The sequence below is a fragment of the Candidatus Infernicultor aquiphilus genome (assembly GCF_002784285.1).
Lineage (GTDB): Bacteria > Atribacterota > Phoenicimicrobiia > Phoenicimicrobiales > Phoenicimicrobiaceae > Infernicultor > Infernicultor aquiphilus.
This window is the reverse complement of record NZ_PFKO01000033.1, coordinates 1-11,067: the sequence shown is the minus strand read 5'-3', so window position 1 is coordinate 11,067 and position 11,067 is coordinate 1. Positions and strand designations below refer to the sequence as shown.

The window sequence follows — 11,067 nt, the reverse complement described above, 5'->3', positions numbered from 1 at the left end:
ATTATATGAAGAAAAAATAAAAAAAGATAAACAAAGGTTGGATTCATTAAACCCTGGTGCGGTAATTGAACGTGGATATAGTATTTGTAGAAAAATACCGGGAAAAGAGATTATTAAAAGACTAAATCAGGTTGAAATTGGCAATGAAATAGAAATTATTATAAGCGATGGAAAAATGTTAGGTAAAGTTGATAAAAAGGAGGTTATTTCAAAATGAAAACAAAGAAAAAAAATGAAGATATTCAATTTGAAGATTATTTAAAAAGATTAGAAAAAATTGTCCACCAATTAGAGGAAGGTGAATTGACTTTAGATGAATCAATAAAACTCTATGAAGAAGGTATGAATATCTCCAAATTATGTTTAGATAAATTAAATAAAGCCAAACAAAAGATAGAACAATTAGTTATTGAAAATGAAGAAAAATATTCTACTAAACCTTTTTCTATAAAAAAAGAGGAAGATACAGCTAATGGAGTTTAAAAATTATCTAGAAGATAAAAAAAATATTATCGATAAGGCTTTAGATAAATTTTTACCACCAGAAAACAAATTACCTTTCATTATTCATCAAGCAATGCGTTACAGTGTTTTTAGTGGAGGAAAGAGGATAAGACCGATTTTAACTTTAATAACGGCTGAATTATTAGACCAAGAAATAGAAAAAGTAATAAGTGCGGCTTGCGGGATTGAATTAATTCATACTTTTTCTTTAATTCATGATGATTTACCTTGTATGGATAATGATGACTTTAGACGAGGAAAACCCAGCAATCATAAAGTATTTGGAGAAGCTATAGCCTTATTAGCCGGTGATGCCCTTCTGGTTTCTGGATTTGAACTAATAGCAAAAAACTCGGAAGTAAAAGGAATAAAAAAGCAGTCTATTATAAACTTGATCAAAGAAATATCTTTTTATATCGGGACAGCTAATATGTTAGGAGGGCAGGTAGAAGATATAAATCCAGGAAACGAAAACATAAAAAAAGAAGATTTATATAATCTTTATATGAAAAAAACCGCTGCTTTAATATGTGTTTCCATTAGGGCAGGAGCAATCTTATCTAATGCCAACCAAAGGCAACTTAAAGCCTTAACCAAATATGGAGAAAATATAGGATTAGCTTTTCAAATTGTTGATGATATGCTCGATATTATGCAAGATCAAAGGGTTATGAAAAAAAAACCTACTTATCCTAACCAATATGGTATAAAAGAATCAAAGAATGAAGCTGATAGATTAATTAAAGAAGCAAAAGATTCATTAAAAATATTTAATAATAAAGCAGAGACATTAAAAAATTTAGCTGATTATATCCTTTTAAGAGAAAGGTAAATCAGTATTCAGTATTCAGTATATAGTGAATAAAATAGAAGCCAGGAGCCAGGAGTTAGAATCTAGAATTTGAGTGTAGGGGCAGACCTTGTGTCTGCCCGTAGGACAGGTGTCTCACCTGTCAAAGTAATTGCAAGCGAACGCAGGGGCCGTGGTAATCCAATAAAATGTCATTGCGAGCCCTGATTTATCAGGGCGTGGCAATCTCATAACTAATGGGATTGCTTCGTCATTACATTCCTCGCAATGACAGACAAGGAGGGAAAATGCTTAGACCGAATAATAGAAGATTTGATGAGATACGACCTATTAATATTTCCAGGAATTATATAAAATATGCAGAAGGATCCACTTTGATAAAAATGGGGGATACAAAAATAGTGTGTACTGCTTCAGTCGAAAATAAAGTACCTTTATTTTTGAGAGGGATGAAGCAGGGTTGGATTTCCGCAGAATATTCTATGATTCCCCGAGCAAATCAAATTAGAAATATTAGAGATTCCGTAAAAGGCAAAATAAACGGACGATCTTCTGAAATTCAAAGATTAATAGGAAGATCTTTAAGGGCGGTAGTTAATTTAAATGATTTAGGAGAAAGGACTATATGGATAGATTGCGATGTGATTCAAGCCGATGGTGGAACCAGGATTTCAGCCATTATTGGTTCTTTTATCGCCCTTTATGATGCTTTAAATTATCTGAATGCAGAAGGTCAATTAGATAAAATTCCCATAAAAGATTATATAGGCGCAATAAGTGTGGGAATAATTGATGGAGAAATGTTATTAGATTTAAATTTTAAAGAAGATTCTCAGGCCCAGGTAGACTTAAATATTGCGATGACTGAAAAAGGAGAAATAATTGAGATTCAAGGAACAGCTGAAAGCAGGCCTTTTTCTAAAAGAAATTTAGAAGAATTGATTAAATTAGCTGAGGTAGGCATAAAAAAAGTAATTGAAAAAGAAAAAGAAATATTAGGAGAAATTTGTTAGAAATAATTATTGCCACCAAAAATTTAGGTAAAGTTAAAGAAATAAAAGATATTTTAGATAATTCCAATATTAAAATATTAACTAAGAAAGATTTTCCGCAGCTTCCAAAAATTGATGAGGATGGTAAAACATTTCAAGAAAATGCCCTTAAAAAAGCTGGTAAAATTTCAGAATATACCGGGAAAGTTTGTTTAGCAGATGATTCTGGATTAGAAATAGATTATTTAGAAGGAAAACCTGGAATTTATTCTTCTAGATGGGGAAATAACGATGAAGAACGTATAAATAAAGTACTTAATTTATTAGAAAATGTTCCTGAAAACAAAAGAAAGGCAAAATTTGTTTGTGTTTTAGTTCTTGCTTTTCCAGATGGAAGAAAATATATGGTGAAAGAAGAGTGCCCAGGAAAAATTTCTTTTATTCCCAGAGGGAAATATGGTTTTGGTTATGATCCAATTTTTTTAATTCCTGAATATAACCAAACTTTCGCCGAATTAGGAGATAAGATTAAAAACCAAATTAGCCATAGAGGGAAAGCTCTAAGAAGGATGATCAAAATAATAAATGAATTAGTCGTTAGTGAATAGTGAATAGTCGTTAGTATATAGTATATAGTAAAGAGTAAAGAGATAAGAAGCTAAGAAGAAAAAGGGAGAGTATTACATACGCCTTTTCTTCACGCAATACGCAATACTCGATACTCAATACTAATTTTATAATTGACTTATAAATATATTTCTTATATAATAACTTTTGTTTCGGGGCGTAGCGCAGCTTGGAAGCGCACCTGCTTTGGGAGCAGGGGGCCGGAGGTTCAAATCCTCTCGCCCCGACTTTGCGGGAATAGCTCAGTTGGTAGAGCGCCAGCCCTCCAAGCTGGCTGTCGCGGGTTCGAACCCCGTTTCCCGCTCCAAAGTATATCTACGCGCCCGTAGCTCAATAGGATAGAGCAACGGATTTCTAATCCGTAGGTTGGGGGTTCAATTCCCTTCGGGCGCGCCATATTATAAAATTAATATGGTGGGCGTAGCTCAGTTTGGTTAGAGCCCTGGATTGTGGCTCCAGAGGTCGGGGGTTCAAATCCCCTCGCTCACCCCAACCAGTTATAAAGCGCTCGTAGCCCAATTGGATAGAGCTACGGACTTCGGATCCGATGGTTGAGGGTTCAAGTCCCTCCGAGCGCACCAAACTTTTAGTTAAAAATGAAAGAACAAATAGTGTATTATAAATAAGGTTGTGCAATTTTAATTTGTGGGCCGTTAGCTCAGTTGGTAGAGCACCTGACTTTTAATCCGGGTGTCACAGGTCCGAGTCCTGTACGGCCCACCATTAAAAATGCGAGGGTGGTGAAATTGGTAGACACGCTGGACTTAGGATCCAGTGGGTAAAACCATGCGGGTTCGACTCCCGCCCTTCGCACTATAAAAATAAAATATTTTTAATTAATAATAAATTTGTATTTTATGTAAAAAAAGGTGCCTGGCACCTTTTTTTACCTTGTGGAGGTAAATATATAATGGTAGAGGTTAAAATAAAAGAACAAAAAGAAAATGAATTTCACCTGGAAATTGAAGTTGATAAAATAGAAGTAAATAATAAATTAGAAAATGTATATAATGATTTATCTTATCAAGCAAAAATACCAGGTTTTCGAAAAGGTAAAGTTCCCAGAAATATTTTAAATATGCATTTAGGAAGGGAATACTTTTACGAAAAAACAGCTGAAGAATTAATCCCGGATAGTTATATGGAAGCTATAAAAAAAATTAATATTGAACCGATTGAGCAAGCTAAAATAAAAATTCTACAAATAGAAGAGGATAAGCCATTAATATTTGAAGCAATCGTGCAAGTAAAGCCAGAAGTTAAATTAGGTTCTTTTGATAAAATTACTTTATCTAAAGAAGATATAAAAATTACCGATTCTGATGTAGAAAATGAAATAAAAAGGATACAAGAAAATTTAGCCAAATTAAAAATTGTTAAAGATCGCCCAGCCAAAGAAGGTGACTATCTGGTAATTGATTCTGAAGAATATATTGACGGAAAGGTAATAAAGGGAAGTAAAGTGGAGAAGCAGATGATTCAATTAAACAAAAGAATTTCGCCTGAATTCAATAAACAACTTTTAGACTGTTCAGCAGGGCAAGAAAAAGAGATAAAAATATTAGTGCCTAGGGATGCTGAAGATAAAGAAATGGCAGGAAAAGAAATTATATACCAAGTAAAGGTAATAGAAATAAAAGAAAAAGAATTACCGAAGTTAGATGGAGATTTTTTTAAGACCATAGGTAATTATAAAAATTTAGATGACTTCAAGAAAGATATAAGTGAAAAATTAAAGAAGCAAGCTGAAATATTTAGTAAAAATAATTATGAAAGTAAATTATTAGAAAAAGTAGCCGAGATTTGCGAGGTAAAGGTACCAGAAGTATTAATGGAAAGAGAATTAGACTATATGATGAAATCTTTAAATGATGATTTAAAAGCAAAAAATTTATCTTTACAAGATTATTATAATAGTATTAATACCAATGAAGAAAATATCAAAAAAGAATATGGAATTGTCGCTGAAAAAAGAATAAAACAAGAATTAGTTTTAGATAAAATTGCTCAAGAAGAAAATATTCAAATCACCGAGCAAGAAATAAAAGATAAAATTAACACCATTGCCCAAGAAGTAAAACAAGATCCTATGAAAGTAGAAGCTACTCTTAAAAAGAATAATAATTTAGATGGCCTAAGAGAAAGCATAAAAAGAGATAAAATAGTAAATTTTCTAAATAAAAAAGTAAAAATAATAAATTCTAAAAAGGAGGATGAATCCAAATGACTTTAGTACCAATTGTAATAGAACAGACTCCCCGGGGAGAGAGATCATATGATATTTATTCTCGTTTGTTAAAAGATAGAATAATATTTTTGGGAACTGAGATAGATGATGCTACAGCAAATACCATTATAGCACAATTATTATTTTTAGAAGCCTCCGACCCGGATAAGGATATTTACATTTACATTAATAGTCCAGGGGGTTCAGTAAGCTCAACTATTGCTATATATGATACCATTCAATATATTAAATCAGCTGTTTCAACTATATGCGTAGGTTTGGCGGCAAGCGGCGCAGCTTTAATATTAGCCTCAGGAACAAAAGGGAAAAGATTTGCTTTGACTAATTCAAGAATTATGTTACATCAACCTTTAGGTGGAGCACAAGGTCAGGTTACAGATATTGAGATACAAACCAGAGAACTTAAAAGAATTAAGGATACCATTAACCAGATCTTAACTTATCATACTGGTCAGCCGTTAGAAAAGGTGGAAAAAGATACAGATAGAGATTTCTATTTGACCGCTCAAGAATCAAAAGAATATGGATTGATTGATGAAGTAATCAAGGTTCGTGAGGAGGTAATGAAATAGTAATGCGACAGATGAAGAAGGAAGTGATAATTTAGTGAACTGCTCTTTTTGCGGTAAAAACCAAGATGAAGTATATAAAATAGTTTCCGGACCAGGTGTTTGTATCTGTGATGAATGTATCAAAGTATGTAATGATATTATATTAGATCGAAAAAAGAAAGAAAAGGCTCCCTTTGATTTAAAACAAATTCCATCTCCCCAAGAGATTAAATATTTTTTAGATGAATATGTAGTGGGACAAGAAAAGACCAAGAAAATAATTTCAGTTGCGGTATACAATCATTATAAAAGAATTAAAACCAATAACAAAAATAAATTAAATAATAAAAATAATAAAGAAAGTGAAGAAATAGAATTAGAGAAGAGCAATATTTTATTAATAGGACCTACTGGATGTGGCAAAACTTTATTAGCTCGGACTTTAGCTAAAAAATTAAAGGTACCTTTTGTTATTGCTGATGCAACAACTTTAACCGAAGCAGGATATGTTGGTGACGATGTAGAAAATATTTTATTAAATTTATTAATGGTTGCAGACTACAATATAAATCTTGCTCAAAAAGGAATAGTGTATATTGATGAGATAGATAAAATTGGTCGTAAATCAGAGAGTCCTTCCATAACCAGAGATGTTTCCGGAGAAGGAGTACAGCAAGCTTTATTAAAAATTATTGAAGGTACGGTAGCCAGTGTTCCTCCTTATGGAGGAAGAAAGCATCCGCAGGAAAAAAATATTCAGATAGATACCACAGAAATATTATTTATTTGCGGTGGGACTTTCGAAGGGTTAGAAAATATAATAAATTATCGCATAGGTAAAAACAACATTGGTTTTACAGCTGATATAAAAAGTAAAAATAATAAAAATGATATTTATAACATAATAGAAAACGTATTGCCAGAAGATTTAGTAAAATTTGGTTTAATTCCTGAATTAGTAGGAAGATTGCATATAATTTCTACCCTAAAATCTTTAGATGAAGATGCATTATTAAGAATATTAAAAGAACCAAAAAATGCTATAGTAAATCAATATAAAAAGATTTTTGAATTAGAAGGCGTAGAACTTAAATTTACTCCCGATGCCTTAGAAGCTATTGTGGAAGAAAGTATAAAAAGAAATGTAGGGGCGAGGGGTTTGCGTTCAATTATGGAAGATGCAATTTTAGATATAATGTACCAAATCCCTTCGGAAAAAAATATTAAAAAATGTACTATTACCGAAGAAGTTATTAAAAATAAAAGTATGCCTAAAATAGTTAGATATAATGAAGGACTAAAAAAGGAGACGGCATAATATAATATTATATATTATGATTGCCGGTGTTGCGGGCTCGATGAATCGAGCCCCTACAAGATAATTATAACCAAAAAATCATAATTTGCTATAAAATTATCTGCTGTAAAAAAATAAAAAGAATAAATAATTTGACTTGATATCTAGGTGTGATATATTATACGAGACACTTGAAATAAGGAAGGTGAGATCTAATATTTTATATGAATAAACCAGAAAAAAAATTAAACTGCTTTGATAAAAATACCTTGCCTTTATTACCTCTTAAAGACTTAGTAGTTTTTCCTTATATGGTTATTCCTCTTTTTATAGAAAGAGCACAATCCATTAATGCTTTAGAAGAAGCAATTAATTTAAAAAGTTTAATCTTTATAGCTACTCAAAGAGACCCAGGAACAGAAAAACCAAAATTAGAGGATTTATATTCTGTGGGTACTATTGCCAAAGTAATACAAATATACAAATTACCTGACGATACTATAAAAATATTGATAGAGGGATTAAATAGAGCAAAAATTATAAAATTAGAAGAAGGAGACAGTTTCCTTAAAACAAAATTAGAAAAAATTAAAGTTAAAAATGATAAAAATCTAAAAATTGAGGCTTTAATAAGATTAGCAATCAATAAATTCGAGCAATATTTAAAATTAAATAATGATAAATTTCAATCTGAAATAATGATCTCATTAGGAAATATTAAAAAGCCTGATAAATTAGCCGACATAATTTCTTCTAACTTAATTTTAAATTTAAAAGAAAAACAAAATTTATTGGAAATATTTGATCCTTTAGAAAGATTAGAAAAACTAATTGGTATATTAAAAAGAGAGATAACTATTTTAAAATTAGAAAAGAAAATACAAAATAGAGTAGAAGTGAATTTAGAAAAATTTCAAAAAGATTATTATCTAAAAGAACAATTAAAAGAAATACAAAAAGAATTAGGAGATAAAGAAATAAACATTTCAGAAGCAGACGAGTTCAAAGAGAAAATATTATCTTTAAAACTTGATAAAGAACTGGAAGATAAACTTATAAAAGAAACCATTCATTTAGAAAAAATTCCCATTTTATCTGCCGAGAGTGGAATAATAATAAATTATTTAGAATGGATTTTAGCTCTTCCCTGGAATAAAAAATATAAAGAAAAATTAGATATAAAATTAGTTAAAAAAACTTTGGATGAAGACCATTATGGTTTACTAGATGTAAAAGAGAGAATATTAGAATATTTAGCCGTTAGAAAATTGAGTAATAAAAAAAAGGGAGTAATTCTTTGTTTAATAGGACCTCCTGGAGTAGGGAAGACATCTTTGGCTAAGTCCATAGCTCGAGCAATGGATAGAAAATTTGTAAGAGCTTCTTTGGGGGGGGTGCGAGATGAAGCAGAAATACGTGGACATAGAAGAACTTATATAGGCTCTATGCCAGGAAGAATTATACAAGGAATAGTAAATGCAAAATCCAAAAATCCAGTTTTTCTATTAGACGAAATTGATAAAATAAGTATGGATTTTAGAAGTGATCCCGCTGCTGCTCTTTTAGAAGTATTAGATCCTGAACAAAATAATAGTTTTAGCGATCATTATCTAGAAATTCCTTTTGACCTTTCTGAGGTAATGTTTATTACTACCGCTAATAATGAAGAAGAAATACCTTATTCCCTCAGAGATAGAATGGAGATAATTAATATTCCTGGTTATACTGATTATGAGAAAATAAAAATTGGTCAATTATTTTTGATTCCCAAACAATTAAATAATCATGGTTTTAAAAAAAGAGAGATAGAGATATCAGAAAAAGCAATTAAAAAAATAATTAGAGAATACACTCATGAAGCAGGGGTAAGAGGTTTAGAAAAAGAAATAGCTTCTATATGTAGAAAAGTTGCTTTAAAAATAGTGTCTTCTGAAAAGAAAAAAACCATTAGAATAACTTTAAATAATTTAGAAAATTATTTAGGGATCTCTAGATATAAAAATAATGAAATTGAAAAAGAAGATATGGTTGGTTTAGCAACAGGTTTAGCATGGACTGAAGCTGGTGGGGAAGTGTTGTCAGTAGAAACTATAGTAATGCCGGGAAAAGGTAAATTGACTCTTACTGGACAATTGGGAGATGTTATGCAAGAATCAGGGAAAGCTGCTTTAACCTATGCTCGGTCTCGAGCAGCTAAATTTAAAATAGATAATAAATTTTATGAAAATTGTGATATTCATGTTCATATTCCCGAAGGAGCAATACCGAAGGATGGCCCTTCCGCAGGTATAACTATGGCTACCTCCTTAATTTCTTCACTTACCGAGATTCCGGTTCGAAAAGATATAGCCATGACTGGTGAAATTACTTTAAGAGGAAGGGTTTTACCAGTAGGAGGTTTAAAAGAAAAAATACTTGCTGCTTACCAATATGGAATTAAAACTATTATAATTCCTCGAGATAATATAAAAAATTTAGAAGATTTACCTAATAATATTAAAAAAGGATTAAAATTTATTGCAGTTAATAATGTAGACGAAGTTTTAAAAATTGCTCTTACCAGATACCCTTTTTAAAATAAAAACTATTATTTAATAGACTCCTTTCGTCCTTTTAAAAATCGAAAGGAGTTTTTTGTTTTTAAGCTTAAGGAGGAAAATAAAATGAAAAATACAAATAATGAAATTCCATCAGTGTATAATCCTAAAATTGTGGAAGAAAAATGGTATAAATTTTGGTTAGAAAAAGATTATTTTAAAGCAAAAAATAATTTTGATAAAAAAAACAATTATTCTATGGTTATACCTCCCCCGAATGTTACCGGATCTTTGCATCTAGGTCATGCCTTAAATAATACTTTACAAGATATTTTAATTAGATGGAAAAAAATGGAAGGCTACAATACACTTTGGTTACCAGGGACTGATCATGCCGGAATTGCCACTCAGAATGTAGTTGAAAAAGAAATAGCTAAAGAAGGTAAAAGTAGACATGATTTAGGAAGAGAAAAATTTTTAGAAAGAGTATGGGAATGGAAGGAAAAATATGGAAATAATATCATAAATCAATTGAAGAGATTGGGATTTTCTTGCGATTGGTCACGATTAAGATTTACTTTAGATGAAGGTCTTTCTAAAGCAGTTAAAAAAGTATTTGTTCAATTATATAAAGAAGGGTTAATATATCGAGAAAATTACGTGATAAATTGGTGTCCTCGATGTCAAACTGCATTAGCTGATATAGAAGTAGAATCAGTGGAAGAAGAAACCAATATTTATTATATAGATTATCCCCTCAAAGATTCTGAAGAAGTAATCACGGTAGCTACTGTCCGTCCCGAGACTATGCTTGGCGATACCGCAGTAGCTGTTCATCCTGATGACGAAAGATATAAAAAATTTATTGGTAAAACTGCTATATTACCTTTAATGGATAGAGAATTACCTATAATTGCGGATAGTTATGTTGACCCTGAATTTGGTACCGGAGCAGTAAAAATTACCCCCGCTCATGATTTGAATGATTTCGAATTAGGTAAACGCCATAGACTCCAAGTTATTAATTTATTAAATAATGACGGTACTATGAATGAACAGGCCGGAAAGTTTAAAGGTCTAACTGTGGCAGGATGTAGAGAAAAAGTTTTAAATAGCTTGAGAGAAAAAGGGTATTTGAATAAGATAGAAAATTATAAGCATTCTATGGGGCATTGTTATCGATGTGGGACTATTATTGAACCATATTTATCTAAACAGTGGTTTGTAAAGGTAAAAGAACTTGCGCAACCGGCAATTTCTGCAGTGGAAGAAGGTAAAATTGAATTTATACCTTCTCATTGGACTAAAGTATATTATGAATGGATGAGAAATATCAAGGATTGGTGTATTTCACGCCAGTTATGGTGGGGACATCGTATACCAGCTTGGTATTGTCAAGATTGTTCAGAAATAATGGTAGAATTAGAACCGCCTAAATTTTGTAAGAAATGTAAGGGCCATAATTTAGTACAGGATCCTGATGTTTTAGATACCTGGTTT

Annotated in this window: 10 protein-coding genes and 7 tRNA genes; all 17 read left to right on the top strand. The window is 31.1% G+C overall.

Features of this window, described 5'->3' with window-relative positions:
• Positions 1-217 (top strand): exodeoxyribonuclease VII large subunit (locus COZ07_RS01105; protein ID WP_406606760.1); only part of this gene is annotated, 217 nt, incomplete at its 5' end.
• Positions 214-483, top strand: coding sequence for an exodeoxyribonuclease VII small subunit (gene xseB / locus COZ07_RS01100; RefSeq protein WP_406606759.1), 270 nt, complete (start codon positions 214-216; stop codon positions 481-483). The genes COZ07_RS01105 and xseB, both read left to right, overlap by 4 nt.
• Positions 473-1,336, top strand: a complete 864-nt coding sequence (locus tag COZ07_RS01095) for a polyprenyl synthetase family protein (protein ID WP_406606758.1) — start codon at positions 473-475, stop codon at positions 1,334-1,336. The genes xseB and COZ07_RS01095 overlap by 11 nt, the downstream gene beginning before the upstream one ends.
• 266 nt (positions 1,337-1,602) lie before the next feature.
• Complete coding sequence (gene rph / locus COZ07_RS01090) at positions 1,603-2,328, top strand: ribonuclease PH (RefSeq protein ID WP_406606757.1); 726 nt, start codon at positions 1,603-1,605, stop codon at positions 2,326-2,328.
• Complete coding sequence (locus COZ07_RS01085; protein WP_406606756.1) at positions 2,322-2,915, top strand: non-canonical purine NTP pyrophosphatase; 594 nt, start codon at positions 2,322-2,324, stop codon at positions 2,913-2,915. Before rph ends, COZ07_RS01085 begins: the two co-directional genes overlap by 7 nt.
• Before the next feature lie 172 nt (positions 2,916-3,087).
• Positions 3,088-3,161 (top strand) — tRNA-Pro (locus COZ07_RS01080).
• A gap of 4 nt (positions 3,162-3,165) precedes the next feature.
• Positions 3,166-3,241: transfer RNA gene (locus COZ07_RS01075), tRNA-Gly, on the top strand.
• Positions 3,242-3,253: 12 nt separating this feature from the next.
• Positions 3,254-3,330, top strand: a tRNA-Arg gene (locus COZ07_RS01070).
• Positions 3,331-3,348: 18 nt separating this feature from the next.
• Positions 3,349-3,426 (top strand) — tRNA-His (locus tag COZ07_RS01065).
• 12 nt (positions 3,427-3,438) lie between these two features.
• Positions 3,439-3,515: transfer RNA gene (locus COZ07_RS01060), tRNA-Arg, on the top strand.
• A 66-nt stretch (positions 3,516-3,581) separates the two neighbouring features.
• Positions 3,582-3,657 (top strand) — tRNA-Lys (locus tag COZ07_RS01055).
• Positions 3,658-3,665: 8 nt separating this feature from the next.
• Positions 3,666-3,747, top strand: a tRNA-Leu gene (locus COZ07_RS01050).
• 97 nt (positions 3,748-3,844) lie between these two features.
• Positions 3,845-5,161 (top strand): trigger factor, encoded by a 1,317-nt coding sequence (tig, locus tag COZ07_RS01045; protein ID WP_406606755.1) that lies wholly within the window; start codon positions 3,845-3,847, stop codon positions 5,159-5,161.
• The gene (gene clpP / locus COZ07_RS01040; protein WP_406606754.1) at positions 5,158-5,754 is read left to right on the top strand and encodes an ATP-dependent Clp protease proteolytic subunit; all 597 of its coding nucleotides are present in this window, start codon (positions 5,158-5,160) and stop codon (positions 5,752-5,754) included. The genes tig and clpP overlap by 4 nt, the downstream gene beginning before the upstream one ends.
• A gap of 34 nt (positions 5,755-5,788) precedes the next feature.
• Positions 5,789-7,051: an ATP-dependent Clp protease ATP-binding subunit ClpX gene (clpX, locus tag COZ07_RS01035; RefSeq protein ID WP_406606753.1), complete on the top strand. Its 1,263-nt coding sequence runs from the start codon at positions 5,789-5,791 to the stop codon at positions 7,049-7,051.
• 203 nt (positions 7,052-7,254) lie between these two features.
• Positions 7,255-9,606, top strand: coding sequence for an endopeptidase La (gene lon, locus COZ07_RS01030; protein ID WP_406606752.1), 2,352 nt, complete (start codon positions 7,255-7,257; stop codon positions 9,604-9,606).
• 87 nt (positions 9,607-9,693) lie between these two features.
• Positions 9,694-11,067, top strand: a 1,374-nt coding sequence (locus COZ07_RS01025) for a valine--tRNA ligase (protein WP_406606751.1), incomplete at its 3' end; no start/stop codon positions are given.

Coding starts and splice junctions, on each gene's coding strand:
- lon (WP_406606752.1), top strand. CDS start 7,255: ATGAATAAACCAGAAAAAAAATTAAACTGCTTTGATAAAAATACCTTG.
- tig (WP_406606755.1), top strand. CDS start 3,845: ATGGTAGAGGTTAAAATAAAAGAACAAAAAGAAAATGAATTTCACCTG.
- COZ07_RS01095 (WP_406606758.1), top strand. CDS start 473: ATGGAGTTTAAAAATTATCTAGAAGATAAAAAAAATATTATCGATAAG.
- xseB (WP_406606759.1), top strand. CDS start 214: ATGAAAACAAAGAAAAAAAATGAAGATATTCAATTTGAAGATTATTTA.
- rph (WP_406606757.1), top strand. CDS start 1,603: ATGCTTAGACCGAATAATAGAAGATTTGATGAGATACGACCTATTAAT.
- clpP (WP_406606754.1), top strand. CDS start 5,158: ATGACTTTAGTACCAATTGTAATAGAACAGACTCCCCGGGGAGAGAGA.